At 63.4% G+C, this 26,672-nt stretch carries 25 protein-coding genes; 14 read left to right on the top strand and 11 right to left on the bottom strand.

Features of this window, described 5'->3' with window-relative positions; genetic code table 11:
- The first annotated feature begins 2 nt into the window (after window positions 1-2).
- Together CRO06_RS12870 and CRO06_RS12865 are read left to right on the top strand one after the other, a co-directional pair.
- Entirely contained in the window at window positions 3-791 is a 789-nt protein-coding gene (locus CRO06_RS12870) for a helix-turn-helix transcriptional regulator (protein WP_022995594.1), read from the top strand.
- Window positions 792-1,031: 240 nt separating this feature from the next.
- Entirely contained in the window at window positions 1,032-1,661 is a 630-nt protein-coding gene (locus CRO06_RS12865) for a LysE family translocator (protein ID WP_026948689.1), read from the top strand.
- Between the two features lie 13 nt (window positions 1,662-1,674).
- On the opposite strand, the gene CRO06_RS12860 is transcribed toward CRO06_RS12865, so the two are convergent.
- From CRO06_RS12860 to egtB, 4 genes are all read right to left on the bottom strand, one after another.
- Complete coding sequence (locus CRO06_RS12860) at window positions 1,675-2,187, bottom strand: DUF1289 domain-containing protein (RefSeq protein WP_022995592.1); 513 nt, start codon at window positions 2,185-2,187, stop codon at window positions 1,675-1,677.
- Window positions 2,188-2,261: 74 nt separating this feature from the next.
- Window positions 2,262-2,813 (bottom strand): thioesterase family protein, encoded by a 552-nt coding sequence (locus CRO06_RS12855; protein ID WP_022995591.1) that lies wholly within the window; start codon window positions 2,811-2,813, stop codon window positions 2,262-2,264.
- Between the two features lie 115 nt (window positions 2,814-2,928).
- The gene (egtD, locus tag CRO06_RS12850; protein WP_097058590.1) at window positions 2,929-3,900 is read right to left on the bottom strand and encodes an L-histidine N(alpha)-methyltransferase; all 972 of its coding nucleotides are present in this window, start codon (window positions 3,898-3,900) and stop codon (window positions 2,929-2,931) included.
- Entirely contained in the window at window positions 3,875-5,179 is a 1,305-nt protein-coding gene (egtB, locus tag CRO06_RS12845) for an ergothioneine biosynthesis protein EgtB (RefSeq protein WP_097058589.1), read from the bottom strand. Before egtB ends, egtD begins: the two co-directional genes overlap by 26 nt.
- A 135-nt stretch (window positions 5,180-5,314) precedes the next feature.
- On the opposite strand from egtB, the gene CRO06_RS12840 reads away from it, so the two are divergent.
- Window positions 5,315-6,085 (top strand): 3-hydroxyacyl-CoA dehydrogenase, encoded by a 771-nt coding sequence (locus CRO06_RS12840; RefSeq protein WP_022995588.1) that lies wholly within the window; start codon window positions 5,315-5,317, stop codon window positions 6,083-6,085.
- A 158-nt stretch (window positions 6,086-6,243) separates the two neighbouring features.
- Here the strand turns inward: CRO06_RS12840 and CRO06_RS12835 are convergent, their stop codons facing one another.
- The 3 genes from CRO06_RS12835 to dinB all read right to left on the bottom strand — a co-directional run bounded on the left by CRO06_RS12835 (window position 6,244) and on the right by dinB (window position 9,026).
- Complete coding sequence (locus CRO06_RS12835) at window positions 6,244-6,450, bottom strand: DUF5683 domain-containing protein (protein ID WP_022995587.1); 207 nt, start codon at window positions 6,448-6,450, stop codon at window positions 6,244-6,246.
- The gene (gene ppnN, locus CRO06_RS12830; protein WP_022995586.1) at window positions 6,447-7,844 is read right to left on the bottom strand and encodes a nucleotide 5'-monophosphate nucleosidase PpnN; all 1,398 of its coding nucleotides are present in this window, start codon (window positions 7,842-7,844) and stop codon (window positions 6,447-6,449) included. Before ppnN ends, CRO06_RS12835 begins: the two co-directional genes overlap by 4 nt.
- A gap of 93 nt (window positions 7,845-7,937) precedes the next feature.
- The gene (gene dinB / locus CRO06_RS12825) at window positions 7,938-9,026 is read right to left on the bottom strand and encodes a DNA polymerase IV (protein ID WP_022995585.1); all 1,089 of its coding nucleotides are present in this window, start codon (window positions 9,024-9,026) and stop codon (window positions 7,938-7,940) included.
- A gap of 184 nt (window positions 9,027-9,210) precedes the next feature.
- Between dinB and CRO06_RS12820 the strand changes: the two genes are divergently transcribed.
- Window positions 9,211-10,869 carry an FAD-dependent monooxygenase gene (locus CRO06_RS12820; RefSeq protein WP_097058588.1) on the top strand — a complete coding sequence of 553 codons (1,659 nt, stop codon included), beginning with the start codon at window positions 9,211-9,213 and terminating at the stop codon, window positions 10,867-10,869.
- Here the strand turns inward: CRO06_RS12820 and CRO06_RS12815 are convergent.
- Together CRO06_RS12815 and CRO06_RS12810 are read right to left on the bottom strand one after the other, a co-directional pair.
- Window positions 10,836-12,539, bottom strand: coding sequence for a S1 family peptidase (locus CRO06_RS12815; protein ID WP_179746587.1), 1,704 nt, complete (start codon window positions 12,537-12,539; stop codon window positions 10,836-10,838). The two genes, CRO06_RS12820 and CRO06_RS12815, sit on opposite strands and share 34 nt — an antisense overlap.
- 64 nt (window positions 12,540-12,603) lie before the next feature.
- Window positions 12,604-13,554: a diguanylate cyclase domain-containing protein gene (locus tag CRO06_RS12810; RefSeq protein ID WP_097058586.1), complete on the bottom strand. Its 951-nt coding sequence runs from the start codon at window positions 13,552-13,554 to the stop codon at window positions 12,604-12,606.
- 187 nt (window positions 13,555-13,741) lie between these two features.
- On the opposite strand from CRO06_RS12810, the gene ppc reads away from it, so the two are divergent.
- Entirely contained in the window at window positions 13,742-16,405 is a 2,664-nt protein-coding gene (gene ppc / locus CRO06_RS12805; protein WP_097058585.1) for a phosphoenolpyruvate carboxylase, read from the top strand.
- A 33-nt stretch (window positions 16,406-16,438) separates the two neighbouring features.
- On the opposite strand, the gene CRO06_RS12800 is transcribed toward ppc, so the two are convergent.
- On the bottom strand, window positions 16,439-17,185 hold the full coding sequence (locus tag CRO06_RS12800; protein WP_097058584.1) for a dienelactone hydrolase family protein: 747 nt from the start codon (window positions 17,183-17,185) through the stop codon (window positions 16,439-16,441).
- A 255-nt stretch (window positions 17,186-17,440) separates the two neighbouring features.
- On the opposite strand from CRO06_RS12800, the gene CRO06_RS12795 reads away from it, so the two are divergent.
- The 9 genes from CRO06_RS12795 (at window position 17,441) to CRO06_RS12755 (ending at window position 25,461) form a co-directional block, all read left to right on the top strand.
- Window positions 17,441-18,265 carry a GNAT family N-acetyltransferase gene (locus CRO06_RS12795; RefSeq protein WP_014995653.1) on the top strand — a complete coding sequence of 275 codons (825 nt, stop codon included), beginning with the start codon at window positions 17,441-17,443 and terminating at the stop codon, window positions 18,263-18,265.
- Window positions 18,265-19,035, top strand: coding sequence for a lysophospholipid acyltransferase family protein (locus CRO06_RS12790; protein ID WP_244902827.1), 771 nt, complete (start codon window positions 18,265-18,267; stop codon window positions 19,033-19,035). The genes CRO06_RS12795 and CRO06_RS12790 overlap by 1 nt, the downstream gene beginning before the upstream one ends.
- A 240-nt stretch (window positions 19,036-19,275) precedes the next feature.
- The gene (gene efpL, locus CRO06_RS12785; RefSeq protein WP_022995566.1) at window positions 19,276-19,842 is read left to right on the top strand and encodes an elongation factor P-like protein EfpL; all 567 of its coding nucleotides are present in this window, start codon (window positions 19,276-19,278) and stop codon (window positions 19,840-19,842) included.
- A 20-nt stretch (window positions 19,843-19,862) separates the two neighbouring features.
- A complete protein-coding gene (locus tag CRO06_RS12780; RefSeq protein WP_097058633.1) occupies window positions 19,863-20,882 on the top strand; it encodes an aminopeptidase in 1,020 nt (339 codons plus the stop codon).
- Window positions 20,879-21,703 (top strand): rhomboid family intramembrane serine protease, encoded by an 825-nt coding sequence (locus CRO06_RS12775; RefSeq protein ID WP_022995564.1) that lies wholly within the window; start codon window positions 20,879-20,881, stop codon window positions 21,701-21,703. Before CRO06_RS12780 ends, CRO06_RS12775 begins: the two co-directional genes overlap by 4 nt.
- Before the next feature lie 91 nt (window positions 21,704-21,794).
- Window positions 21,795-22,631: a TRAP transporter TatT component family protein gene (locus CRO06_RS12770; RefSeq protein ID WP_026948696.1), complete on the top strand. Its 837-nt coding sequence runs from the start codon at window positions 21,795-21,797 to the stop codon at window positions 22,629-22,631.
- A 63-nt stretch (window positions 22,632-22,694) separates the two neighbouring features.
- On the top strand, window positions 22,695-23,681 hold the full coding sequence (locus tag CRO06_RS12765) for a TRAP transporter substrate-binding protein (RefSeq protein WP_231504694.1): 987 nt from the start codon (window positions 22,695-22,697) through the stop codon (window positions 23,679-23,681).
- A complete protein-coding gene (locus CRO06_RS12760) occupies window positions 23,681-24,175 on the top strand; it encodes a TRAP transporter small permease (RefSeq protein WP_022995561.1) in 495 nt (164 codons plus the stop codon). The genes CRO06_RS12765 and CRO06_RS12760 overlap by 1 nt, the downstream gene beginning before the upstream one ends.
- A complete protein-coding gene (locus CRO06_RS12755; RefSeq protein ID WP_063140004.1) occupies window positions 24,172-25,461 on the top strand; it encodes a TRAP transporter large permease in 1,290 nt (429 codons plus the stop codon). Before CRO06_RS12760 ends, CRO06_RS12755 begins: the two co-directional genes overlap by 4 nt.
- Before the next feature lie 281 nt (window positions 25,462-25,742).
- On the opposite strand, the gene CRO06_RS12750 is transcribed toward CRO06_RS12755, so the two are convergent.
- Complete coding sequence (locus CRO06_RS12750) at window positions 25,743-26,492, bottom strand: NYN domain-containing protein (RefSeq protein WP_097058583.1); 750 nt, start codon at window positions 26,490-26,492, stop codon at window positions 25,743-25,745.
- Window positions 26,493-26,672 lie beyond the last annotated feature (180 nt).

Genomic DNA, 26,672 nt, shown 5'->3' with positions numbered 1-26,672 from the left:
CTATGTCCCCCGCTCAATTCTGGCATGACCCGGCGCTGCCGTTCGTGGAGAGCCGCCGGGCCTGTCGCAGTCGCGCCTGCTACCGCGCCCACAGCCATCGCACCTGGTCCATCGGGGTGGTGGACGGCGGGCGCAGCCGCTTCACCAGTCTCGGCGTCGGCCGCGCTCTGTTGCCTGGCACCTTGATCAGTATTCCCGATGAACAGGTGCACGCCTGCAATCCGGCCGCCGGCGGAGACTGGAGTTACCAGATGCTCTATCTGGATCCGCGCTGGCTCGGGCGGGTTCTGGGGGAGATGCCGCCGCGACGGGTGGAGGTGGGCCGGGACCCGGTGGCCTATGCCGCTTTCTGCAAGCTGAATCGATGTCTGTTCTCCGCTGCTTCGCCGGCGGTCAAGGAGCGTCACCTGACCGGTTTCCTGCGCGCTCAATGGTGGCGCGGCGAACCTCTGGAAGGGAAACAAACCGGTGAACCCGGAGAGCTGGAGGCCGCGCGCCGGGCATTGCGTGACGCCGACCAGACGATTCCGCTGGACGATCTGGCCGCCGCCAACGGCCTCAGCCGCTATCAGCTGATCCGCCGCTTTCGCCGCCATTTGGGCCTGACACCCCACGCCTATGGGCTGGACCAGCGCATAGACCGTGCCCGGGCCTTGTTGCGGGCCGGGCTGGCGCCAGCGGATGTGGCACAGACATTGGGGTTTACCGACCAGAGCCATTTCCAGCGGGCGTTCAAGGAACGGGTGGCGGCGACACCGGGGCAATACCGGCGGGTGGCCGTGGACGGCTGACCGTCGGGAGCCGGGACATCGCAGTCCTTTCCTGTCAGGGTGCCGCTTGCCAGGAGAGGAGAGCCGACGGTCAGCGTTCCAGGACACGCTACAAGCACGTCCATGTGGGCTCGGGTTTGGCCTTCCCTGGCCAAACACGGTCCTGGAACGCTGCCCGCCGGCTCTCCTCGCAATTTTCTACAATCCCGCCCGCTCTCCGCGCCGCTAGCATGTGCCTCCCTGTTGGTGGGAGGTGATGTATTGGAACAGTTCCTGATGGTGGCCGGCGCTCATTTCCTGGCGTTGCTCAGCCCCGGTCCGGATTTCTTTTTGATTCTGCGTAGTGCCCTGGTGGAGGGCTGGCGCAGTGCCGCCGGTGTGTGCCTGGGGGTGGCCCTGGCCAACGGTGTCTTCATTGCCCTGGCGCTGGCGGGCTTCTCGGTGCTAAGGCCGGGAAGCCCTCTGTTCGTGGCGGTGTTGTGGGCCGGATCCGGTTACCTGTTTTACCTTGGCGTTCGTCTTATCCGCTCGGCCGCGCCCCTGAGTCTGCCGGTGGCGCCGCGGTCCGTGGCCGGTACCGGCGGCCATTTGCGCGGCCTGGGCATGGGCTTCGCCTCGGCCATTCTCAACCCAAAGAACGCCTTGTTCTACGCCAGCCTGTTTTCACTTCTGGCGGTCAATGGCAGTACTTTGACGATCCAATTGGGCTATGCGGTGTGGATGGTGACCGTGGTGCTGGGTTGGGACCTGCTGGTGGCGTGGCTGGCGGCTCAGCCACGCTGGATGAGCGTGTTCGGGCGCCGGCTGGCCTGGGTGGAACGGGGCGCCGGCGCGGCCTTGATTCTGCTGGCCGCGGCGGTGGCGTGGGAAGGTCTGGGCGGCGCGCCGTGACGGGCGCCGGGGCTCATTCGCCGCTGCTCACCAGCCCTTTTTCCTGGGCGGCGCGCAGGATCAGATCGCCGGTGCTTCGCACCGGGCGGGCGAAGGAGCGGTCATAATGGGCCTGGTTGAGGGCGTGACATTCACGGCTGATCACGTCGTAAAGCTCCCGTGGCGTGAGGCCATCTGCGCTGGGCAACGGGTACAGCCCGTAATCCTCATATCGGAGAGGCTGCCGGCCGGCGGCCTTGAGCAACTCCGGAACCCAGCCTTCCGGTGACATCTGCCGCTGATAGCGCAGATTCTGATAGTCCAGTTGCGCCGCCAGCCGCTCGCCATCCAATACCTGGAAGTAGTTGCGCACCACCAGCGTGAGCAACTGGTCCAGACGGCGCCAGACGATACGTTTTTCGTCCTCGCTATAGGCGTTCCAGTCCACCACCTCATGACTGAAGCGGCGGCAGCCGCGGCATACGGTGTCACCGAAGACAGTGGAACAAACGCCAATACAGGGGGTGCGGATGCGGGAAGTGCTCATGGCCCCAGTGTACTCAATCCGCCGCGGTCGGGGCAGGGGCAAAGGGCGCCTTTTACGAATTCCGGACGGTGTCTTTAACGGGAGCCGAGCGCCAGCGGGCCGTCGTCCTGTTCGGTCAGGCGGCGCTTGCTTTGCAGCAGGTTTTTCCAGTCCTGAACATAATCCGGCAGCACCGGTGAGCGCCGGTTCAGGCCGGTCATTTCCTGGAACGCCTGGGGGCTGATGGGCTTGCCGCCGTACAGGTGCGCGAGGCGCAGCAGGGCGTGGGTGTGCAATTTGCGCTGCGATTCGAAACGCTGGTCGTAGTAGGTGTACTTGTCGTCCCAACCGAGAATGCGGGTGTGCACCTGGAAGCGCTGGTAAGGCCGCAGTTCGCGAATATAGGCGATCTCGGTGTTGGCGACGATGGTGTGAGTGCGTGCCTTGATCATGCGATCGAGCAGACCGGTGACCACGCCGTGTTCCAGGCGGCAGCGATCCATGATCTTGACGTATTTGCCGTTGTTCAGATGCAGGTTGATGTCGATGTCCAGCAAGCCGACACGGAAATCCTGGCTGACCACGTCGAACATTTCATGGGTCGGTGGCCGGCGGCGGCGCCGGGCGGCGCTGATCAACTCAAGCATGGGTGCGTTCCAGAAAAGTCATGAGCCCAGTATAGCCAGCTTGGCGCGTCACTGTGGAGCCCGTTCATAATCTTTAAAGCGCCGCCCGGCCGGCGCGCCGGAAAAGCCGTTGAACTCATGCGGCGCGGGCCAGATGCACACTGAACAGGGCCTCGTCGTCGAGCCAGCAGGACAGCGGCTGGAAACCGGCGGTGACCAGCTCGCGGCTGAAGTCCTCCACGGAAAACTTGTAGGAGTTCTCGGTGTGGACCCGGGTGCCGGCGCTCAGGGTGAGGGATTTGCCGGCGATTCGCACATGCTGATCGCGGTGGCATTGCAAATGCATTTCCACGCGTTGCTGATCTTCGTTGTAAAAGGCCTGATGTTCGAAAGCGTCGAGATCGAAGCCGCAGTCCAGACGACGGTTGAGATGGGCGAGGATGTTGAGATTGAAGGCGGCGGTATGGCCGGCGCTGTCGTTGTAGGCTTGATGCAGCCGCTCCGGGCTCTTATGCAGGTCGGCGCCGATCAACAGGAAGCCATCATCGCCGGCCAACTGGCGCAGGTCGGCGAGGAAGGTCCGCCGGGCCACCGGCTCGAAATTACCGATGGTGGAACCCGGGAAGAACACCAGCCGGGGCAGTTCCTGATGGCCGGTGGGCACGGTGAGGGCCTGGGAATAGTCGGCGCAAACCGCCTGGAACTGGACTTGCGGGTACTGGGGCGCCAACTGCCGGGTGGCATCGAGCAGGCACTCACGGGAGATCTCCAGCGGCATGTAACCGCGCGGCTGCCACTGATCCAGCAGGATGCGCGCCTTCTCGCAGCCGCCGGCGCCCGGCTCCACGATCGTCAGTTCGGTATCCAGGGTACGCGCCATGGTCCGGGCGTGCTCGCGCAGCAGCCGGGTCTCGGTGCGGGTGGGGTAATACTCCGGCGTCCGGGTGATGGCGTCGAACAGGGCGGAGCCCTGCTCGTCATAGAAATATTTCGGGTCCAGATGCGGGGTCGCCGCGCTGAGCGAGGACAGCACTTCCCGGGCGGCGTCCGCGGTCGGTGGATATAAATCCAGAAAGGTCAGATTAGGGAGCAGTTGCCGGGGTTGCATCGCACGCCTCCATGCTTTGGGCCAGCCGCACGCCGCTGAACTGCCAGCGTAAATGAGGATAGAAAAAGTTACGGTAACTGGCACGCAAATGATCGCGGCTGCTGGCACAGGAACCGCCACGCAGGACCATCTGGTTGCACATGAATTTGCCGTTGTACTCGCCCACCGCGCCGGGCGCCGGTTGAAAGCCGGGGTAGGGCAGATAGGCGCTGGCGGTCCACTCCCAGACGTCGCCGAACAGTTGCCGTGGCCCCTCTCCGGGCGTGGCGATGGCGGGGTGATAGCGGCGGTTTTCCACGAAACCACCAGTCACCGGCCGGGCCGCCGCCGCGTGTTCCCATTCCACTTCCGTGGGGAGCCGCTTGCCGCACCAGCGGGCGAAAGCGTCCGCCTCGTAGTAATTCAGATGGGTAACCGGTTCCGCCAGATTCAAAGGGCGCCGGCCGGCCAGGGTGTAGTGTTCGGCCAGCCCGTCGTTCAGAAACCAATACAGCGGCATCGCTACCTGCTGCTGGCTGCGCCAGGCCCAGCCGTCGGAGAGCCACAGCTCCGGCCGTTGGTAGCCGCCGTCCTCGATGAACGCCAGGTATTCGCCGCAGGTGGCCGGACGGCTGGCGAGGGCGAACGGCTCCAGCCATTGCCGGTGGCGCGGGGTTTCGTTGTCGAAATAAAACGACTCCGGAGACGAAGAGGCGTCGCCAGCGCCGATCGTCACCAGCCCGCCGGCATACTCCAGCCAGCTTAGCGCGGGCGCGCTGCCTGCCTGATCCTCGCGGGGCTGATATTGAGGGTACAGCGGATTATGAGAGAAATTGAACTTGAGATCGGTGAGCAGCAATTCCTGATGCTGTTGCTCGTGCTCGATACCCAGCCTCACCAGGGCAGCCAGTTCCGGGGTGACGGAGCGGCTCAGCAAGTCCGCCAGGGCCTCGTCCACATGCTGGCGCCAGGCCAGCACGGTGGCGGTGTCCGGACGCGACAGCAAGTGCCGCCGTGGCCGCGGATATTGTTCGCCGACGCCGTTGTAATAACTGTTGAAAAGGTATTCGAACCGGGGATCAAGAGGGCGGTAACCGGGAACATGGGGCTTGAGAATGAATGTCTCGAAAAACCAGGTGGTATGCGCCAGGTGCCAACGCGGCGGGCTGACTTCCGGACAGGCCTGCAGACCCATATCCTCCGGCGTCAAAGGCGCGCACAGCGTTTCGCTGAAAGCGCGATTGGCCAACAACGTGGCGGCCAGGTCGTCCTCACGGAGCCTGGCTTGGGGATAGCTCATAAGCGCTGCCCTCGTATGGCGAGCGGGTGAAATGAACCGACCCGTACAAGAATGCGTATGTTGACCCGCGGACGCAAGACTGCGGCCCTGTCCCGAGCTGGGTATACTCCCTGTTTCTGAAATCGAGGAGGATGTATGGATATCAAAAACAAAGTGGCGGTGGTGACCGGTGGCGCGTCCGGCCTGGGCCGGGCCACGGTGGAAGCGCTGGCCGCGCGTGGTGCCAAGGTAATGATTCTGGACCGTGACGCCCAGCGGGGAGAGGAAGCCGCCGCCGCCATTGGTGCGTCCGTGGCCTTCACGCAGACCGATGTCACCGATGAAGCCTCGGTGCAGGCGGCCATCGATGCCACCCGGGATGCCTTCGGCGCGATTCATCTCTGCGTCAACTGCGCCGGCGTCGGCTCCGCCATGAAAACAGTGGGGCGGGATAACAAACCTCACGACCTGGGTGTGTTCAACACCGTGGTGCAGATCAACCTGATCGGCACCTTCAATGTGACCCGTCTGGCCGCCGCGGTGATGGCGGAGAACGAGCCGGGTGAGGACAACGAACGGGGACTGATCGTCAATACCGCATCCGTGGCCGCCTTTGATGGCCAGGTGGGGCAGGTGGCTTACTCCGCCACCAAGGGCGCGGTGGTCGGCATGACCCTGCCCATCGCCCGTGATCTGGCATCCCTGGGCATCCGCTGCAACACCATCGCGCCGGGTATTTTCAATACGCCGCTGATGAACGCCGCGCCGGACAAGGTGAAAATGCCGCTGATCGAAATGACCCAGTTCCCGAAACGCCTGGGCCACCCGGAAGAATACGCCGCCATGGTTTGCCATATGGCGGAGAACCGCTTTCTCAACGGCGAAACCATCCGTCTGGATGGCGGCATCCGCATGCAGCCGCGGTAACAAGAATGCGGTCCATGAGTTACTGCTGTTCCCTGGGGCCGCACATGAATTGAGAGATGGCCACGAAGCCGCTGTGGGAGCTTGCCGGCAAGCTCCCACAATGGTTCCGTGGAAGCCGCTTTAGTAGCGAAGGCGTGCCAGCTTGGTTTGCTCCGGCGTTATTCCCTTTCCTTCTCCTGCGCCTTGTGCCAGGCGGTCCAGGCGGCGATAAGATGGCACACCCAGCCGAACAGGCCGCCGCTGCCGATCCATAGTCCCGGTGTCACTATCAGCCAGAACAGTGCTCGCCAGATATGGCCGTTGTAGAGCTGGCCAGCGCCCGGGATGACAAAGCTCAGCAGCGCGGCGAGGGTGCTCGGTTTCATGAGCCCAGCCGGTAGCAGGGTTGATAATGGCTGCCGGGCAGTTTCATGCGCTGTTGCTCGACGAACGCCTTCAGCAAAGTATCCAGATGGGTCATCAGGCCCGCCTCCGCGTGCAGCTCATAGGGGCCGCGTTCCTCGATGGCACGAATACCCGCCTCCTTCACATTCCCCGCCACGATGCCGGAGAACGCCCGGCGCAGGTTGGCGGCCAGCTCGTGCACCGGCAGAGAGGTGCTCAAGCGCAACTCCGCCATGGCTTCGTGGCTGGGCTCGAACGGTTGCTGGAATTCCAGCGGCACGGTGAGTCGCCAATTGAAGTAAAAGGCATCGTCGTTTTCGCGGCGAAACTGGGTCAGTTCCCGCACGCCCTCGCGCACCGCCAGCGCCACCGCTTCCGGGTCGTCGATGATGATGCGATAGCGGCTGGCCGCTTGTTCGCCCAGGGCGTAGCGGATGAACTGATCCACCTTGTGAAAGTAATCGGCGCTGTCCGCCGGTCCGGTGAAGACCACCGGAACCGGAAGGTGCTGGTTGGCCGGATGCAGCAGGACACCGAGCAGATAAAGGATCTCCTCGGTGGTGCCGACACCGCCGGGGAAAACGATGATGGCGTGGGCGACCCGCACGAACGCCTCCAGACGTTTCTCGATGTCCGGCATGATCACCAGTTCATTGACGATGGGGTTGGGCGCTTCGGCGGCGATGATGCCGGGCTCGGAAATCCCCAGATAGCGGCCATTACGGCGGCGCTGCTTGGCGTGGGCCACATGGGCGCCCTTCATCGGGCCTTTCATGGCGCCAGGGCCGCAACCGGTGCAGATGTCCAGATGGCGCAGCCCCAATTGATACCCCACGCTCTTGCTGTAGTCGTACTCTTCCCGGGAGATCGAATGGCCGCCCCAGCACACCACCAGATTGGGGGTTTCGCCAGCGTGCAGTATTCCGGCGTTGCGCAGAATATGAAATACCGCGTTGCTGATGCCGTCGGTGCTGTTCAGATCGAAACGGCCACCGGTGTGTATCTCGTTGGCCACATAAACGATGTCACGCAGTACCGCCGAGAGATGTTCCCGGATACCGCGGATCATGCGGCCGTCGACGAAGGCGCCGGCCGGCGCGTTGTCCAGCTTGAGCATCAGACCGCGGTCTTCCTGCATCACCTGGATATCGAAATCCGCGTAGGTTTCCAGCACCTGGCGGCTGTCGTCGGTGGGGGTGCCGGCGTTGAGCACCGCCAGAGCGCAGCGGCGCAACAGATCATGCAGCCCCCGTGACGAGGTGTCGCGCAGGCGTTCCACTTCCTGCTGGCTGAGCACTTCCAGGCTGCCTTCCGGGGCGACGATAGTGGACACTGTGGCCGGCCGCGTGGCGGTGGCCGCGTTAATGACGGTCATTCAGGGCGGTTCCTTGCTCCAGGGGTTCAGACCTCTAATCTGAGGGCTGGTGATGGGGGAATCAAGCTCCCACGGCGGTTCTGCCGTGGTGTTTCACTGCCGCTTTTCCCGCAGCGCCCGTTCCCTCTCCTCCGGGAACAGGTCCGGTTGTTGCGGAGACTTCAAATCACGCAGGCGGGCGCCGATGCCGAGCAGCCGCACCGGGGCCGAGTGCCGCTCCCACAGTTGCCGAAGCAAGTGCTCGAACACGGCTTTGTCCAAGGCGGTTTCGGTCTGGTCGGCGCTGACGATGCGGAAGTCGTTGTAACGCACTTTCACCGTCAGGCCCTGGACCAGATAGTGGCTGTCAAGACGGTCCAGGCGCTGCTCCAGACGGGGCATCAGTGCCTCCAGTTCCCGCAGCCAGTCGCTGAAGTGAGTCAGGTCCTGGTGGTAGGTCTCCTCCACGCTGACCGATTTGCGCCGCCGGCTGGTCTGCACCGGCCGGTCATCCTCGCCCCGGCACAGGTGGTACAGACGCTCGCCGAAGCTGCCAAACTGTTGAGCCAGTTCCAACCGGCTCAGTGGCTGCAGATCGGCGCAGGTACGGATGCCCCGCAGCGCCATTTTCTCCGCGGTGACCCGGCCGACGCCAAAGATGCGGGTGACCGGCAACGCCGCCACGAAGTCGGAGACCTGGTCCGGCGCGATCACGAACAGACCGTCCGGTTTGCGCCAGTCGCTGGCCACCTTGGCGAGAAACTTGTTCGGCGCCACGCCGGCGGACACGGTGATGCCGACGTTGTCGCGTACCCGCTGGCGAATGGCCTCGGCGATACGCGTGGCACTGTTGCTGTGCAGCGGGCTCTCGCTCACATCCAGAAAGGCCTCGTCCAGGGACAGCGGCTCGATGATTGGAGTAAAGGTTCGAAAAATGTCCTGAATCTGTGCGGAGACCCGGCGGTATTTGTCGAAGTCCGGGCGCAGTATGACCAGCTCCGGACACAGACGCAGCGCGTGGGCGGAGGACATCGCCGAGCGCACGCCGAAATCCCGGGCCGGATAATTGCATGTGGCGATGACACCACGGCGCTGGGGATCGCCGCCCACCGCCACCGGCCGGCCGCGCAGGCGCGGCTCGTCGCGGACTTCCACCGCGGCATAGAAGCAGTCGCAATCCACATGGATGATTTTGCGGCTCATGGCGCTTCCGGGGGCAGGAATGGGCGGACCGCGACGCGCGGGCGGCCCTGGATGTGATACATTTCGTCGCGGTGCCGGTGGCGGGTTGCACGGGCATCCTCGACGGCGGGGCCGCCGTCGCACCTGTTCCGGGGAGCCGGCCGCGCATGACGGCTTTTCATACACCGATTGTAGCATCGCATTCATGATCACGGGATCACGTCAAGCCAAAGTACTGATCGTCGGCGCCGGCCCCACCGGCCTGACCCTGGGCGTCAATTTGCTGCGCGGCGGCATTCCCTGCCGCATCATTGACCGCCTGCCGCAACGCCGGCCCTGGTCCAGGGCGCTGGGGCTGCACGCCCGCACCCTGGAATTCCTCGATGCCATGGGGGTGCTGCAAACCCTGCGTGAACGCGGCCGTCCGATTCGGGCGGTGAATCTCCATGGCGAGAAAGGGCCCCTGCTGCATCTGGATTTCGCCGCCCTGGGCACGCCGGAGCCGGCCCTGCTCAGCTGCCCGCAGTCACAGGTGGAAGCCGTGCTGGAGGAGCGTTTCCGCAGCCTCGGTGGTGAACTGTGGCGCGATGCCGAACTGCTCGACTGCTCACAGGATGGCGCCGGAGTGCGGGCCCGGCTCCGTGTTGGCGAGCAGGTAACCGAAGTGGAAGCGGAGATCCTGGTAGGCGCGGATGGTGCCCATTCCCGGGTGCGGGAATTGCTCGGCCTGCCCTTCGAAGGCATGGATTACGAGGAAACCTTCCTGTTGGCGGATCTGGATGTGGAACTGGATCTGCCGGAGGATCAGAGCCACGGCTTCCTGCTCCCCGGCGGTGCCCTGATGGCGATTCCGCTGCCTTCTGGCTGGCGTTTGATCACCGTGCTGGAAGAGGATGCGGAACCGGGGCCGGCGGACGCGGAACAGGATCTGGCGTTGTTGAGCGAGCGTCTCGCCCAGGTGCTGGAACCCGTGCCGGAACTGCCGGAGCCAATCTGGTTGACGCGCTTTTCGGTGCACCGCCGGCTGGTCAGCCATTATCGACGCAATCGTATTTTCCTCGCCGGCGACGCCTGCCATATCCAGAGTCCGATGGGGGCCCAGGGTATGAACACCGGTATCGCCGACGCCGTGAATCTGGCCTGGAAACTGGTGCTGTTCCTGCGTGGCTACGGCGGTGGCGCCTTGTTGGACAGCTACCAGCAGGAGCGCCGGCCGGTGGCGGTGGAGATGCTGCGTGAAGTGAATCTGTTGTCCCGGACCTCGACGTTGCGGCGGCCATTCCTGCGTGGCGCCCGGGATTCGTTACTGAAGCTGGCCGGCCAGCGCGCGCCCGCGGAAAACAAGGTAATGCGTCGGGCCAGCCAGTTGGACATCCACTATCGCGCTTCGCCGCTGGTGGATGCCGGTCCGGACGCGGACCTGGGGTGGCGGCACCAGGGTCCGCTGCCTGGCGACCGGGTGCCGGATGTTGCCCTGGTGTCGCTGCACGACGGCGGGCCCCGGCATTTGCACGGCCTGCTGCGTCAGCCGGTGCATCACCTGTTGCTGCAACTGGGCGAGGCCCCGGACCATCCCACCCGGGTTATCCTGCATGCGCTGTTGTCCAGGGTGCCGGACGAATACCTCAATGAGCTGCGCATCACCTTGATCCTCAATGAGCCGCCGGAAGGGGCGGCGCCGGACATGGCGCCGGGGCGGGCCCATCTGTGGCATGACAAGGACGGTGATTTCGCCGAGCACTTCGGTAATGGCAGCCGTTTGTGGCTGATGCGCCCGGATGGCCATCTGGCCTACCGGGCACCGCTGTCCGACGCGGATTTCCTGCTGGCTTATCTGGAGCGGTTGTTTCGGCGTGGCGGATGAACTCGCAGCGCCAGCCCTGCCAGAGCGAGCAACCACCCGACTCCGAATGACCCGCCACCGCCGGAGCCGCCGCCCGAACCGCTGTCACCACTGTCGCTGGCGGCCTCGACGCCGGAATAGGCCACGGTCATGTCGTGCTGATTGTTGTCCCGGGGATAGTCCCCGCCACTCTGGTCGGTAGCGGCCAGTGCCAGCGTGCCGCTTTCCGGTGTTCCGCTGGTGAGCGTCAGGGTGAAATCAACGCTGGCGCCGCGTTCCATGGCTCCCACCCAGCACAGCGTGTCGCATTGGACGGTATCGTCACCGCGGGCGGTGGTGCCGGCGGGTAGGGTCAGCTCCACGGTGGCATCATCGGCGGTGTTCACGGTGGAGAGGTTGGTGACCCGCACCGCCACGGTGGCGATGCCCTGGCCATCGCTGTCCAGATCAGCGGATGTCTGTTCGGCGCTCACGGTAAGATCCGGCCGGTTGGAGAAGACCACCGTGACCGGGGCCTGATTGTTCTTGATCCGGTATTCATCCTCGTCGCTGCTCACCGACAGGGCCAGGGTGGCGTCGGTTTCGGTGACGCCGTCGTGGCTCACTTCCACCTGGCCGCTGCTGTGGCCGCCGGCGGTCAGCGACGACAGGGTGCACTGGTCATCGCCCGCCAGGAGGCCGCCGTCGTCACAGCCGCTCCATTGCAAAGAGGCGTCGGCGCTGGTGTCGTCGGTGTTCGCCCGGATCATGACGTTGCGGGCGGTGTTTCTCAGACTGCCGTTGGTGACCGTGGCGGGGACCGTGGTCTGTCCACCCAGAGCGCCATAGTAGCGTTCGGGCCCACTCTCGATCGTTACGTCCACCAGGGGGGCGTTTTCTTCCACGAAGTCCACCATGTTCAGCACCCGGTTGAACACGGTGGGGCGGCCAGCCTGGCAATTATCGGCGGAGCCGAAGCTGGTCAGACCGACGATATAAGGCGCCGGATCGTTGCCCAGAATCAACGGACCGCCGGAGTCGCCCAGGCAGGTGTTCTCGGTTTCGTTGTCTTGCGGGTTCAGCTCGGCGGCGCAAATGACGCTGCTTTGAACCGGAGTCAGGAAACCGTTCCAACTTTGATTGCAGGTGGAAAACGGCACGTAATCCAGAGCGACCTGCTGCAGGGTGTCGGAGACCGTTGGATTATCCGGATCGGTGACGCCCCAGCCGATGGCGGTGACGGCCTCGTCGCGGCCCATGGCGTCGCGGGCAAGCAGTTCATCAAAATGAGCGTCGTCCACCAGACTGGGCAAGGAAGACACTTCGATGGCCGTGCTCAAGTGGACCAAGGCGATATCGTTGCCAATGGGGTTGGCTTCGTTATCGTAGCCGGAATGCAGACGATACTCATCCGCCCTCCGGGTTGGATTGGTTCCCTTCGGGCCACTGCCGATGTGAACGGTGATGGTGGACACGTCCATCGCCTCGCCGTCTTCGTTAAAAAAGCAATGAGCGGCGGTCAGTACCCATTCCCGGTTAAGCAGGGAACCGGAGCATGAGTTCTCGAAACCGTTTCCCAGATCGAGGGCGACTCGTGCCGCCCAGGGCCAGTCGCCGGTGGCCTCCTCGCCGCCGACGATATAGGTTTGGAAATCATCGGCGAGAACCGGTGAAGAGAGAGCAAGCGCGAGAAGGGTAAGGCGGTGGACCATGACGTTTCCCCTGTTGTCGACATGGGGTTGGCCGGGCCTCCCTTCCCGGGTTTCTTGAGTCTTTTTAATCCAGCGGCGGCGCGTACACCAGCCAGTGGGTGTCATCATCCCGGCTACGGGGCAGGGCCTGCTGCAAATGATGCAGCACCTGTTCCAGGGCCAGGTTGGAACTGTTCAGGGTCAGTACGGCGGCGCGCAGATCCGGCACCCGCTGACGCAAATGCTCGATCACCTGGCTGGCTTCCGCGCCGCTGGTGCAGGGCAGCAGCAAGGCCAGTTGATCATCGTCGTTGCGGGCCACCACATCGCTGCGGCGCAGCCTTTGAATGATCGCGTCCGCCAAACCATTGAGGTCCGGGTGTTGCAACAGCACCACGGTCAGCGGCGAGGACAGGCGATCGTGCAGGGGAATCATCCAACCGGCGGTGCTGACCAGCGCGGCGCGGCTGATGAAGCCGGTTTGTGGATCGTTCCAGGCCGCTTCCAGGGCGGACCGGCCCAACACCTGATTGCGCCAGATCATCAGCCCGAAATAGATCATGCACACGGTCAGCGCGGCGAGCAGGAACAGGCTGGCGGAGGCCGGCTGCGTGACCCCTGCCGGCAGATAAGCCATGCGGATGGGCAATACGATGGCCAGGACCACCTCGGCGGCCAGCAGCATCACCAGGAAACGCTTGAGACCGTACAGCAGGCCGTTACTGAGCACCGCCAGGAACAGCAGCGCCATGGTTGGCGGCGGTTCGCCGCCGTCCAGCAGCATCACCACGCCGAGCACCACCATGTCCAGGGTCGAGGCGAGAATGACCGCGTAATCGGCCCGGCTGATCAGCAGCAACAACTGCAGCCCCAGATAGGCGCCGGCGATCAACCAGGGGGTGCTTTCCGGCACCGTGACGAAGAACTGGGGGGTGTGATGGAAGTAAATCACCGCCAGCACGGCGAACAGGGCCCGGGCCAGGTACTGCAGAATGATGGCGCCCTGTTCGGAGGACACGCGGTTGGTCGAGTTCATTGAGGTTCCGTGGATAACCAGATGCGCCTATGTTGCGGTAGCTGGCCCGGGGAATAAAGACTTGCAATGGGCGTAATGTTGTAAAAAGGTATTTTGCGGGGCCTTTCTTGCCACGGACCATAGTTCTATTGCCTGTTCCCTCGTTCCCGGTAGCATGAAGGATCTCTATTAACGGAGAGACGTATTGATGGAACAGGATCAGCACGCGCCGTTGCGCGAAGATGTTCGTTGGCTCGGGGAATTGCTTGGCCACACGTTGCGTGAGCAGGTGGGAGAGAACCTGTATGAAACGGTGGAGAGGATCCGTTTGGCGGCGGTGGAAACCCGCTCCAACGACGAAATGTCGGTGGCGCGTCTGCGGGCCCTGCTCGATCCCCTGGAGGACGATGCCCTGTTGGAAGTGGCACGAGCGTTCAGCCAGTTCCTGAACCTGGCCAACATCGCCGAACAACATCACCGTGAACGTCTGCACCGTCAGCATCAGCGCTATCCCGGCGACCCCGACAGCGACCAGGGTTTGCGCAATGTCCTGGAACGGCTGTCCGCCAAGCAGGTTTCGGCGCAAACCGTGCGCGACACCCTGACGGACCTGTCCGTGGAACTGGTGCTCACCGCTCATCCCACCGAGGTGACCCGGCGTACTCTGATTCGCAAGTACGACCAGATGGCGGATCTGCTCACCGAATCGGATCGCCCGGATCTCACCGGGGAGGAGCGGCAGCGGCTGGAACAGCGTTTGCGCGAGCTGATTATCTCCGCCTGGAGCACCGACGAAATCCGTCGCGAGAGACCGACGCCGGTGGACGAAGCCAAATGGGGTTTCGCCACCATCGAACAAAGCCTGTGGCGGGCGGTACCGGACTTCATGCGACAACTCGATGAGGAACTGCAACGGGCCGGGCTGCCATCACCGCCGGCGGACTGGGTGCCGGTGCGCCTGGCGTCCTGGATGGGCGGCGATCGTGATGGCAATCCCAATGTCACCGCCGCGGTGACTCGCGAGGTACTGTTCCTGGCGCGCTGGATGGCGGCGGACCTGTATTTGCGTGATGTTGAGAATTTGCTGGCGGACCTGTCCATGCATCGGGCCAGCGACGAACTGCTGGCTCGCACCGGGCCCAGCCATGAACCCTACCGCGTGGTGCTGCGTGATGTGCGTGACCGTCTCAAGGTCACACGGCGCCGCATGGAAGCGCTGGTGGAAGAACGGCCGGTGCCGGATGGCGAGGGCTTTCTCAACGGGGCCCAGTTGCGTGACGAATTACGCTTGCTGGACCGCTCCCTGCGCGCCGTCGGTCTTGAGTCCATCGCCAACGGCCAGCTCAAGGACACCCTGCGCCGCCTGAGTTGCTTTGGCATCACGTTATTGTGTCTGGACGTGCGCCAGGAGTCCGGCCGGCACGCCGACACCATCGATGCCATCACCCGCTACCTGGAACTGGGGTCCTATCTGGAATGGGATGAAGGCGAGCGGCAACGTTTTCTGCTGGCCGAACTGGAGAACCGTCGCCCGCTGGTGGATGAGTTGTTTTACCGGAGCGACGTCTGTGACCCGCAGGTGCGTGAGGTGCTGGACACTTGCAAGGTGATCGCCGAACAAGGACCGGAAGGGTTGGGCGCCTACGTCATCTCCATGGCGCGGGCCCCCTCGGATGTGCTGGCGGTGATGCTGCTGCAGAAGATCGCCGGAGTGACCCGGCCGATGCGCGTGGTGCCGTTATTTGAGACCCTGGACGATCTGGACAACGCCGGGGATACCATGTCCGCGCTGTTGTCGATCCCGTTTTATCGGGAGCGGGTCAAGGGAGGCCAGGAAGTGATGATCGGCTATTCCGATTCCGCCAAGGACGCCGGTTTCCTCGGTGCCGCCTGGGCCCAGTTCCGCGCCCAGGAAAAACTCACCGGTCTGTTCCGCGAGCACGGCATACCGCTGACATTGTTCCATGGCCGTGGCGGTTCCATTTCCCGTGGTGGTTCGCCCACGCGAATGGCGTTGCTGTCCCAGCCGTCCGGTTCGGTGGCCGGGCGCATCCGTGTCACCGAGCAGGGTGAAGTGATTCGCTTCAAATACGGCCGCCCGTCGGTGGCCGCGTTCAATCTGGAGCAGTATGTCGCCGCCACCCTGGAAGCGACGCTGCTGCCGCCTCGTGAACCGCGGCCGCAATGGCGCGAGCAAATGGAAAAGCTCACCCGGATATCGGTGGAAGGCTACCGTCAGGTGGTGCGCGATGATCCGGCGCTGGTGCGTTATCTGCGCACGGTGACGCCGGAAACCGAGCTCAGCCGTCTGGCCCTGGGCAGCCGCCCTGCACGGCGTAAAAGCGACGGTGGTATCGAATCCCTGCGCGCCATCCCCTGGGTGTTCGCGTGGACGCAGATCCGCCTGATGCTGCCGGCCTGGCTGGGTACCGGCGCCGCTCTGGAAGCCGCCCTGGAAGATCAATCCGACACCGACCGGATCCGGGAAATGGCCAGCCACTGGCCGTTTTTCCAGGGCGTGGTGGACATGTTGGAAATGGTGTTGGCGAAAGCAGATTCGCGGGTGGCCGCCTGGTACGAGGAGCGGCTCACCGATGACGCCGACCTGATGCGGCTGGGCGATTCCCTGCGCCAGCGTCTGGCCGGTACCGTGGAGGCCCTGGGCCGTCTGACCGGCCGTGGTGATCTGCTCGATAACAACCCGGTCATGCGTTGGTCGATCCGCGTGCGAGATCCCTACACCGATCCGCTGCACTTGTTGCAGGCGGAACTGATGGCCCGTCTGCGTGACCGCGATTCCGACAAAGTGCTGGAAAGCGCCTTGATGGTGACCATCGCCGGCATCGCCGCCGGCCTGCGCAACACTGGCTGAGTGGTTATGTCCCAGACCGGGCGATGTTCCGCTTTAGCCATGAATGGCGGGTTTCGACTCCCGCAATGTCTTCTCGAAAAACGACAATACCCGGCGCCAGCTGTCCTCGGCGGCGTCGGGATCATGGCGGGAGCGCAGCGGTGAGTACCAGCCCAGTCGCTTGAAGGTGAACGTCTGGTGGTCGTTCATATAAGAATGGCCGGCGTGGTCGTAGGTGCGTATGTCGTGGGGAACGTCGAGCCGGGTCAGATGGCCGGCCAGTCGGTCACCATGGTTTCCATAAATCAGATCCTTGCGTCCCCAGCCGCCGACCACCGGACAGATGCCGCGGAGTGATTCCGCCTGTTTCGGCACACCGCCGTAGAACGGCGCCACTACCTGTATCGGCGCTTGTGCCGCGAACAGCAGGGCAAAACGGCCGCCCATGCAAAAACCCATTACACCTACCTTGGTGACCTCGGCGTCGCCTTGCCGCAACAACCATTGGCGGCAGGTTTCCAATTGTTCGAAGGCGAACCCGCGTCCCCGTTCATGATCCCGCAGCGTTCTCACCACGCAGGAGGCTTTGCCACCGGCCTTGTCATACAGGTCCGGCGCCAGCACCGGGTAGCCGGCCCGTGACAGCCGCTCGGCGATACGCTGCACATCCGGGGTATAACCGAAAATATCGTGGATCACGATAACGCCCGCCCCCAGACCGTTGTTCTCGGCGGGAACGATCCAGCGTGCTCGCATCGGATGTCCGTCGGGCAGTGAGAGGCTCACTTGTTCGGTGGTCATGGCAACGCCCCGTTGGTGTCGGTGGTAAGAGACGGTTTCCACTGCAAAAGATAGCGAAGTCGCCGTCATTATGGCTTACCGGATTCTTTGCTTCGCCCGCCAAGTGGGCCAATTGGCTCGGCGTTTATCCCAAGTATGAGGTGACCCGACAGGAGCGGGGCGGGGTACGCCTGTGTCGCGGAACTGTCACAAGGTTGTCACCGCGCCGACATGGCCGGCTTCCAGACTGCCGGAAAAAGAGCCATGGAGCCCATTATGCTTGCGCAAGCCGCTGGAAAATTGAAAGCCCTCAAGCCGCAATGGCGGGTGGTTTTCCGCCAGCCTGCCCGTGAGCGGGAAGAGGCGAATACCAACAACAGCCGTTTCAGCGCCTACTTTACCCGGTCTCGACGCGAGATCCTGAAAGTGCAGCGCATGCGCTACCGGATTTTCTCCGAGGAGTATGGCGCCAGCTTCCACGCGCCGTTCGGCCTGGACCGGGATCGCTTCGACCGCCATTGTCTGCATTTGGTGGTGCGCGATAACCAGACCGGGGAACTGGTGGGTTATACCCGGGTGCTGCCTGGTGATCGGGTGGCGCGCACCGGCGGCTTTTACTCCACGGGTGAGTTTCACATGCCCCTGGTGCGGCATCTGGATGGCCAGGTGGCGGAGATTGGCCGCACCTGCATCGACCCGCGCCATCGCGGCGGTGCCGTGATCACCGTGCTGTGGGCACGGCTGGCCCGTTACATGATCGAGCAGAACACCCGATACCTGATCGGCTGTGCCAGTATCGCTCTGGGCGAGGGTTATAACGTGGCCGCCATAGACCAGCATATTCGCGAGAATCACAGAGCACCGGCGCAATACCGGGTGTCACCACGGTACCGTCTGGAAAGTTTGCCCGGCGATCCGCTGGAGAACGGCAAGCGTATGCCGCCGTTGCTCAAGGCCTACCTGCGCATGGGCGCCAAGGTCTGCGGCGAACCGTGCTGGGATCCGGATTTCAACTGTCTGGACTACTTCATCCTGCTGGCGGTGGATGATCTGCCCAGCCGCTACGTCCAGCATTTCCTGCAACCGGCGCAGGCGGTGTAATGGAACGAATGGAGACGTCCTCCGCCTCCGGCCGCCATGGCACCGGTTTGGCGGCGGCATGGCGCCGCGCCTGGCGGCTGCCGCTGGTGATCCTGCATATTCTGGCCGGGATGCTGGAGGCGCTGTGGCTGCGTGCCCGCTATCCGCAGGCTCATCCGGCCATGGCGATGGCCAAACAGCGCTGGTATTTGCGGTTGCTGTCCCTGCTGGGGGTGCGGCTGCGAGTGACCGGCGCTCCGGCCGGCGGCGCCATGCTGTTGATCAGCAACCACGTTTCCTGGCTGGACATTCCCGTGATCGGCGCGCTGTGGCCCTGCGATATGTTATCCAAGGCGGAAGTGGCCGAGTGGCCGGTGATCGGCTGGCTGGCCCGCAATGTGGGGACCTTGTTCATCCGTCGCGGCAGCGGAGAAGTCAGCCGCAAGGTCGAGGAAATCCGCGAGCGCCTGGCGGGCGGCCGTTCGGTGCTGGTCTTCCCCGAGGGCACTACCACCGATGGCCGGGCTGTGCGGCGGTTTTTCCCGCAGTTGCTGGCCGCCGCTGATCAGGCGCCGGTGCAGCCGGTGGCGTTGCGTTACCGGGACCATAACGGTGACTTCGATCCGGCTCTGGCGTTCATCGGCAACGACGAATTCCATCATCATCTGTGGAGGCTGCTGGGCCGTCCACGGGTCATTGTCGATCTGACCTTCGGCGCGCCCTTGCCGGCGGATGACGACCCCAAGCGCCTGAGCGAACGCGCCCGGGAGTGGATTTCCGGGCAGTTGTAATTCTCGCGGAAACCTGGATGCCGTTGTGGGAGCTTGCCTGCAAGCGAATCTCGGCGTCCGGAAGCCCATTCGCTTGCAGGCAGGCTCCCACAGAGGCTTCGTGGTCAGGTCGGTGGAAAGCCGCCTGGGCAGCGAATACAGTGCGAATTTATCTCTCCAAGTCAGCGTGCCAGCTAACTCTGGGACCGCACTTGCCCTCTGGGCTAGAATAGCCGGCGACCATTCAGTGAGGATTGTTTTGTGACCCGCGCCAGCGACCTGAAGAAATCCGATGTGATCGAGCATAACGGCGGCCTCTACGTGATTCGCCAGATCGAAGTGCAATCCCCTTCCGCCCGCGGTGCCGCCACCCTCTACCGGGTCCGCGCCACGGCCGTTGGCGGCGGCTCCAAGTTCGAGGAGCGGTTCAAGGGGGACGACGACGTGCCCACCGTGGATCTGCAGCGCCGCCCGGTGCGTTTCTCCTATGTGGATGGCGCCGAGCATATCTTCATGGACGAGGAGGATTTCACCCAATACCCGCTGCGATCCGAGGACATCGAGGACGAGCTGGCGTTCGTTACCGAGGACACCGGCGGGTTGCTGGCCTTGCGGGTCGGTGATTCGGTTATCGGCCTGGAGCTGCCGCAGGCGGTGGAGCTGACCATTCAGGAAACGGCGCCGGCGATGAAAGCCGCCTCCGCCAGTGCCCGCACCAAACCCGCCACCCTGGAAACCGGCCTGGTGATCCAGGTGCCGGAGTACATTCAGGAAGGGGAGCGGGTGAAGGTCAACACCCTGGAACGGAAGTTCATGTCCCGCGCATGAGGCGTAAACGGATCTGGCTGTTGGCCGCCGTCATTGCGGTGGCGGCGCTCTCCGGCTGCCAATTGGGCTATTACGGCCAGGCGATAAAGGGACATTGGTCTCTGATGTCGAAACGGCAACCGGTGGCCGACGCCCTGGCCGATCCGGCCACACCGCAACGGGTGCGGGATAATCTGCGGCTGGCGGAGGAGGTGCTGGACTTCGCCGCCGACCGCATGGGATTGCCCGCGCGCGGTGTCTATCGCCAGTACGTGGCCCTGGAAAGCCGGGCGGTGGTCTGGAATCTCATGGCCGCGCCGGCGTTCTCCTTGACGCCGGAAACCTGGTGCTACCCGTTTGCCGGCTGTGTCAGCTATCGCGGTTATTTCGATCGGGAGGCCGCCTTGCGCGCGGCGCGTGATCTCGACGAGCAGGGTTTCGACACCTACGTGGGCGGCGCCGCCGCCTACTCCACGCTGGGCTGGTTCAACGATCCGCTCACCACGCCGATGATGAACCGTTCCCGCGCCGACATGGTGGACCTGCTGCTGCATGAGCTGGTGCACCGGCGTTTGTATGTGAAGGGCGATACCCGCTTCAACGAGTCCCTGGCCACCATGGTGGCCCGTGAAGGCACTACCCGGTTCCTTGCCGGCCATGATCTGGCCGTGGACCTGGAGCGCTGGCGTGATGTGGACCGTGCCCGTGCCGCCTTCCTGGCCATGGTGGCCGACACCCGCGCGGCCCTGACCCGGTTGTACGCCACTGATGTGCCGGCGCGGACCATGACCGAACGCAAGGACCGGCTGATTGGCCAGTTGCGTCAGCGCTATCAGTCCGAGCGCCGCCAATTGCCCGCCCTGGACGCCTATCAGGGCTTTTTCCAGGGCCCGCTCAATAATGCCCAACTCAACGGGGTGGGGGATTATTACGGTTTGGTGCCCGCTTTCCAGGCCCTTCTGTTAGGCTGTGGCGGGCACTGGCACTGCTTCTGGGAGCAGGTGGAGCGGCTCGCCGATGACCCGCGGGCCCGGCGGCGCTGGCAGCAGGAGATTCCATGATTGAACTGGTTCGCGTGAACAACGCCGCGCTCGCCGCGCGGTTGGTGCATATGCTGGGGCAACGCGGTATCCGCGCGGAGCTGCGGCAGGAACAGGATGGCCAGGTGCTGTCCGTGGCGGCGGACCGCTTTGAGGAGGCCCGCGAGCTGTGCCAGGCATTCCTGGCCAGCCCGGATGACCGGCGCTGGCAGGAAGACGCCTGGCACAGCAACGCGCCCGCCGACGTGCCGCGGCAGGCGCTGTTCAGCGGTGGCTGGTTTCGCAGCCTGGGGTTGGTGACCAAGAGCGGGCTGGTGCTCTGTGTTCTGGTGTATCTGTCACCCTTTTTACTGGGAGACCGGCTTTACGCGGCGCTGATGTTTCCGCCTTCCCTGGACGGACTGGCCGTGCAGCCGTGGCGGGTGGTCACGCCGATGCTGCTGCACATGTCGCTTCTGCATATCCTGTTCAATCTGTTGTGGTGGTGCGATCTGGGCCGGGTGATTGAACGGTTCCAGTCCAGTTTTCAACTGCTGTGGATCACCCTGGTCACCGCCGCCATCAGCAACCTGGCTCAGTTTTACGACACCGGCCCCAATTTCGGTGGTCTGTCCGGTGTGGTGTATGGCCTGCTCGGGTATCTGTGGCTGTACGGCAAGGTCAATCCGGGGGCCGGCTACCAACTGCGCAAGGAAGTGGTGGTGTTGATGCTGGTGTGGCTGGTGATCTGTTATGTGGGGCTTTCCGGCATCGTCGCCAACTCAGCGCATCTGGCCGGATTGCTCAGCGGCATGGCGATTGGCACCGCGGTGGGGCTCTGGCGCCGTCAGCGGTCGGCGTGAAGCGGAGCGTCACGGTCGGTTTCCAACGGTCGTTTGAGTTTTGCCGGTGGCCGCTGCTATAAAGAGTCCCGGAATAGGAGGCAACAACAGCGTGAAACAATGGCGAGCAGTCTGTTCGGTGGCTCTGGTGCTGATTCTGCAGGGCTGCGCTGTGAATCGGATCGGCGACAATCTGGCCAAGGGCATCGAGGACAACAACGATCTGGTTCTGGTGGGTGAGGGACTGCCCAGCTATCTGCTGATGGTGGATGGCCTGATCCTGACCTGGCCGGAGCGTACCAGCCTGTTACGGGCTGGCGCCGATTTGTATGGCGCCTACGCCGGCTTGTTCGTGCGGGAGCCCGAGCGTGCCGCGGCCCTCAACGAGAAGGCCCTGGATTACGCCATGCGCGCCGCCTGTAGCGACCGGAGCGATTACTGCGAGTTGCGCGAGATGCCGGTGCCGGAATTCGAGGCGTTGCTGGCGGAGGCCGGCGACGATGATCTGCCCCTGCTGTTTACTCTGGGCAGCGCCTGGGCCGGCTACATCCAGACCCATTCCGACGATTGGAACGCGGTGGCCGAACTGGCCCGGGTGCGTGCGCTGATGGAGCGGGTGGTGGCATTGGATGAAGGCTACCAGAACGGTCAGGCGCACATGTACCTGGGAGTGCTCAACAGTCTGCTGCCGGCTTCCCTGGGCGGTCAGCCGGAGCAGGCCAAGGCGCATTTCGAGCAGGCGGTGGCGTTGTCCCAAGGGCGCAACCTGCTGGCGCGGGTGCTGTATGCCGAGCACTATGCCCGTCTGGTGTTTGATCGTGAGCTGCATGACGCCCAGCTTCATAAAGTGCTGGAAGCGGATCCGGAGCAGCCTGGACTGACCCTGCAGAACGTCTACGCACAGCAGCAGGCACAACGCCTGCTGGATAGCGCCGACGCGTATTTCTGAGCCGTATTTCGTGAACCGTATCTGTGAGCGATGGAGCGCCCGGCCCCGTCGAAGCTGGAGAGGATGATGTTGCGATTCGTGGTGGCCGTCATGGCCCTGTTTCCGGTGCTGGCTCTGGCCACTACCTTCAAGATTTCCACCCTGTATCCGGATGGCACCAGTGTGGTCCGGGCGCTGAAAAAAGCCGGCGCCACCATCGAGGAGCGCACCGAGGGGCGAGTGGCCCTGAAGATTTATCCCGGTGGTGTAATGGGGGACGACAGGGCGGTACAGCGCAAGATTCGCATCGGTCAGTTGCACGGCCAGATGGCCCAGGGGGGCGCCTTTGCCGACGCCTATCCGGATGGCCAGATTCTCAACGTGCCGCTCACGTTCAATGATTACGGTGAAGTGGACGCGGTTCGCGAAGAGCTGGACCCGGTTATCCTCAAGGGGCTGGAGGATAACGGCTGGATCAGCTTCGGACTGGTGGACGGTGGCTTTGCCTACATCATGTCGACGCAGCCGGTGGCCAGCCTGGCGGATCTGCAGGCGCGCAAACTGTGGTTGCCGGCCAGCGACTCAGCCTCCGCCAAGGCGGCCAAGACGCTGGGCTTGTCTCCGATCGTGCTGAATATCGGTTCGGTGCTGACCTCGTTGCAGACCGGCGCCATCGACAGCTTCGCCGCGCCGCCGGTGGCGGCGCTCACTTTGCAATGGTACGCGCGGGTGAAGTACATCACCGACCTGCCTCTGCTATACACCTACGGCCTGCTGGCCATCGACAAGCGCTATTTTGATCGTCTTTCCGAGGGGGATCAGAAGATCATGCGCGAGGTCCTGGGCAACACTTTCAGGCAATTGGATCAGGAAGGCCGCGAACAGAACCGCGAAGCGTTCCAGGCGGTACAGCAGCAGGGATTGGAAACGGTTACTCCCAGCGATGAACAACGCGCCGAATGGAAATCCGCCGCGGATAAAACCACCCAGGGGCTGGTCGCGGATGGCGAGTTGAGCCGTGCCATGCTGGACCGGCTGCATCGGTTGCTCGACGACTACCGGGCCCGCTGATGCGGCGCCTGCTGTCCTGGTTGCACCGCCTGGAAGATGGTCTGATCGTGGCCATTTTGTTGGGCATGGTGCTGTTGGCGGTGGTGCAAATCGGGCTGCGCAACATGGCCGGTGTCAGTCTGATATGGGTGGAGCCACTGCTGCGTAACGCGGTGCTGTGGATCGGCTTGCTCGGCGCCATGATCGCCTCGCGCCGTGACGAGCACATCCGTATCGATCTGCTGGGACAGTGGCTGCCGAAGTCCTTCCAACCCTGGATTACTGGCACGGTGGATCTGTTCACCGCCGCCATCTGTACCCTGGTGGCCTGGTACAGCATTGGTTTCGTGATCGAGGAATATCAGTACGGCGAGATCGCCTTTGCCGGTATCCCCAGCTGGGTGCCGCAGGTGATCATTCCGTTCGGTTTCAGCGTCATGGCGCTGCGTTACCTGGTGCTGTTCGTGCTTGGCCTGGGTGGGCGCCGGCCCTGCATGCGGGAGCCGCTGGGATGATTATCGCCGCCATTGTTCTGTTGATCGTGCTGGCGTTGATGGGCGCGCCGTTGTTCGCCATCCTGCTGGCCGCGGCCGCCATCGGTTTCTTCACCCAGGAGACGCCGCTGTCGGTGCTCCACATCGATATTTACCAGCTGTCCGATTCGGTGGTGCTGATGGCGCTGCCGCTGTTCACTTTCGCCGGTTTTCTGCTCAGTGAATCGCGTACCGCCGATCGCCTGGTCCGTCTCAGCCAGGCCGCGTTCGGCTGGATGCCCGGCGGCATGGCTTTCGTGGCATTGGTGGCCTGTGCTTTCTTCACCGCGCTTACCGGCGGCTCCGGTGTCACCATCGTGGCGCTGGGCGCGCTGTTGCTGCCGGCTTTGGTCAAGGCCGGTTATCCGCAGCGTTTCAGTCTTGGGCTGGTAACTTCGTCCGGCAGTCTGGGGTTGCTGTTGGTGCCGTCGGTGCCGTTGTTGATCTATGGCATCATCGCTCAGCAGTTGTCACAGCAACTGACCATGCCGCCGGTGGAAATCGTCGATCTGTACCTGGCCGGGGTGGGGCCGGCGCTACTGATGGTGGTATTGCTGTACGGCTATTGCGTGTGGGTCAATCGCGCCGATCCGTTGCCGCGGCAGCCGTTCAACGCGCGGGAGCTGGGGCAGGCGTTGTGGGATGCGCGTTGGGAATTGCCGCTGCCGCTGGTGGTGCTCGGCGGTATCTTCTCCGGCTTCCTGGTGGTGAGCGAGGCGGCGGCGGTCACCGCGCTTTATGTGTTGCTGGCGGAAGTGGTGCTGTACCGGGAGATTCCGCTGCGCCGGCTGCCGGGTTTGACCCGTGAAGCCATGGTCATGGTGGGGGGGATCCTGCTGATTCTGGCGGTGGCCCAGGCTTTCGCCGACTATCTGGTGTATGCCGGCGTGCCAGAGCATTTGTTCGCCTTCATCCAGACTCACGTACAGAGTAAGCTCGCGTTTTTGATTTTGCTTAACATTCTGTTGCTGTTGCTCGGCGCCTTGCTGGATATCTTCGCCGCTCTGGTGATCATGGTGCCGTTGATCCTGCCGGTGGCGTTGCGCTACGGCATTGATCCGGTACACCTGGGTATCATCTTTGTCGCCAACATGCAGATCGGCTACATCACGCCGCCGGTGGGGATGAATCTGTTCATCGCCAGCTACCGGTTCCGCAAGTCGATCACCGAACTGTTCCGGGCCACGCTGCCGTTCATGCTGGTGCTGATCATCGCGCTGCTGCTGATTACCTATGTGCCGGAATTGAGTCTCTGGCTGGTTCGATAGGAGGGGATCTGGAGCCTCTTGCCAGGTGAGGAGAGTCGGCGGGCAGCGTTCCAGGACACGCTACAAGCACATCCATGTGGGCTCGGGTTTGGCCTTCCCTGGCCAAACACGGTCCTGGAACGCTGCCCGCCAACTCTCCACGAATTCTGAAGCCGTTCGCTTCGAATCAGCACTCAGGCTACGAAGCTGCTGTGGGAGCCGAGCTTGCTCGCGAATTGCGTGTCGGTGTTGCGTACAAGCAAGCTCTCAACTGTGGAGCACCAGCGAGGCATGGACCGTGATCACCCGTTCTTGTTCTTAACCCACAGTCCGCCGTTTTCCCCTTTCTTCAGCTCGAAGTGGCCGGTCTGGGCATTGAGCAGCTCGCTCAGTTTGCGAAAGCCGTAGAGCCGCGTGTCGAACTCCGGGCGGCGCTGGCTCAGGTTCTGTCCAAGCACTCCCAGGTGGGCCCAGTCGTCTTCTCCCGAGACATCGTCGATGACCCGGGCGATAAACTTCAGAGGCGGCGTGTTGCCGCTGGTTTTGTCCTTGCCGGCTTTGCCGCCCTTGCTGGCGGCGCCATCGTCGTCCGCGCGCAGAATCTCGGTGTAGATGAATTTATCGCAAGCGGCCACCAGCGGTTTGGGGGTCTTCTGTTCGCCGAAGCCATAGACGGTGAGGCCGGCTTCCCGTAATCGGGCCGCCAGCCGGGTGAAATCGCTGTCGCTGGAAACCAGGCAGAACCCATCCAGTTCCCGGGTGTAGAGCAGATCCATGGCATCGATGATTAGCGAACTGTCGGTGGCGTTCTTGCCCGTGGTATAGGCGAACTGCTGCACCGGCTGAATCGAATGGTCCAGCAGCACTTTCTTCCAGCCGCCCAGGTTGGGCTGGGTCCAGTCACCGTAGATGCGCTTGATGGTGGCGGTGCCGTATTTGGCGATCTCCTCGAACAGGCCCTCGACGATGGCCGGTGGTGTGTTGTCCGCGTCGATCAGAACGGCCAGTGTGGGTTGCCGGTTGGACTCGGAGATAGCGGTGGTGTCGGCCATGGTGATTCCTTGCTCAGTGGAGTCCTTACCATAACGTGTTTTCTGGCGTTGAAGACACAAATTCGGAGGTGGCTACGAGGCCGCTGTGGGAGATTCTATGTTGGAGATCAAGCGATTTGGGTCTCCGATTGGTAGGTGGTTTTGTGCTTCATCAGGGCGAAGGCGATGCGAGCGAGTTTG

It is taken from the genome of Alloalcanivorax xenomutans, assembly GCF_900217905.1.
Taxonomy (GTDB): Bacteria; Pseudomonadota; Gammaproteobacteria; order Pseudomonadales; family Alcanivoracaceae; genus Alloalcanivorax; species Alloalcanivorax xenomutans.
Note: the sequence above shows the minus strand (reverse complement) of the source record. Positions and strands in the feature narration are given on the sequence as shown.

Bases quoted from the DNA above. Each gene is read 5' to 3' on its own strand.
- CRO06_RS12855 (WP_022995591.1), bottom strand. From the start codon at position 2,813: ATGCTTGAGTTGATCAGCGCCGCCCGGCGCCGCCGCCGGCCACCGACC.
- ppnN (WP_022995586.1), bottom strand. From the start codon at position 7,844: ATGACCGTCATTAACGCGGCCACCGCCACGCGGCCGGCCACAGTGTCC.
- CRO06_RS12840 (WP_022995588.1), top strand. From the start codon at position 5,315: ATGGATATCAAAAACAAAGTGGCGGTGGTGACCGGTGGCGCGTCCGGC.
- CRO06_RS12820 (WP_097058588.1), top strand. From the start codon at position 9,211: ATGATCACGGGATCACGTCAAGCCAAAGTACTGATCGTCGGCGCCGGC.
- egtD (WP_097058590.1), bottom strand. From the start codon at position 3,900: ATGCAACCCCGGCAACTGCTCCCTAATCTGACCTTTCTGGATTTATAT.
- ppc (WP_097058585.1), top strand. From the start codon at position 13,742: ATGGAACAGGATCAGCACGCGCCGTTGCGCGAAGATGTTCGTTGGCTC.
- CRO06_RS12790 (WP_244902827.1), top strand. From the start codon at position 18,265: ATGGAACGAATGGAGACGTCCTCCGCCTCCGGCCGCCATGGCACCGGT.
- CRO06_RS12765 (WP_231504694.1), top strand. From the start codon at position 22,695: ATGATGTTGCGATTCGTGGTGGCCGTCATGGCCCTGTTTCCGGTGCTG.
- CRO06_RS12755 (WP_063140004.1), top strand. From the start codon at position 24,172: ATGATTATCGCCGCCATTGTTCTGTTGATCGTGCTGGCGTTGATGGGC.
- CRO06_RS12795 (WP_014995653.1), top strand. From the start codon at position 17,441: ATGCTTGCGCAAGCCGCTGGAAAATTGAAAGCCCTCAAGCCGCAATGG.
- CRO06_RS12870 (WP_022995594.1), top strand. From the start codon at position 3: ATGTCCCCCGCTCAATTCTGGCATGACCCGGCGCTGCCGTTCGTGGAG.
- egtB (WP_097058589.1), bottom strand. From the start codon at position 5,179: ATGAGCTATCCCCAAGCCAGGCTCCGTGAGGACGACCTGGCCGCCACG.
- dinB (WP_022995585.1), bottom strand. From the start codon at position 9,026: ATGAGCCGCAAAATCATCCATGTGGATTGCGACTGCTTCTATGCCGCG.
- CRO06_RS12760 (WP_022995561.1), top strand. From the start codon at position 23,681: ATGCGGCGCCTGCTGTCCTGGTTGCACCGCCTGGAAGATGGTCTGATC.
- CRO06_RS12835 (WP_022995587.1), bottom strand. From the start codon at position 6,450: ATGAAACCGAGCACCCTCGCCGCGCTGCTGAGCTTTGTCATCCCGGGC.
- CRO06_RS12860 (WP_022995592.1), bottom strand. From the start codon at position 2,187: ATGAGCACTTCCCGCATCCGCACCCCCTGTATTGGCGTTTGTTCCACT.
- CRO06_RS12800 (WP_097058584.1), bottom strand. From the start codon at position 17,185: ATGACCACCGAACAAGTGAGCCTCTCACTGCCCGACGGACATCCGATG.
- CRO06_RS12775 (WP_022995564.1), top strand. From the start codon at position 20,879: ATGATTGAACTGGTTCGCGTGAACAACGCCGCGCTCGCCGCGCGGTTG.
- CRO06_RS12750 (WP_097058583.1), bottom strand. From the start codon at position 26,492: ATGGCCGACACCACCGCTATCTCCGAGTCCAACCGGCAACCCACACTG.
- CRO06_RS12810 (WP_097058586.1), bottom strand. From the start codon at position 13,554: ATGAACTCGACCAACCGCGTGTCCTCCGAACAGGGCGCCATCATTCTG.
- CRO06_RS12815 (WP_179746587.1), bottom strand. From the start codon at position 12,539: ATGGTCCACCGCCTTACCCTTCTCGCGCTTGCTCTCTCTTCACCGGTT.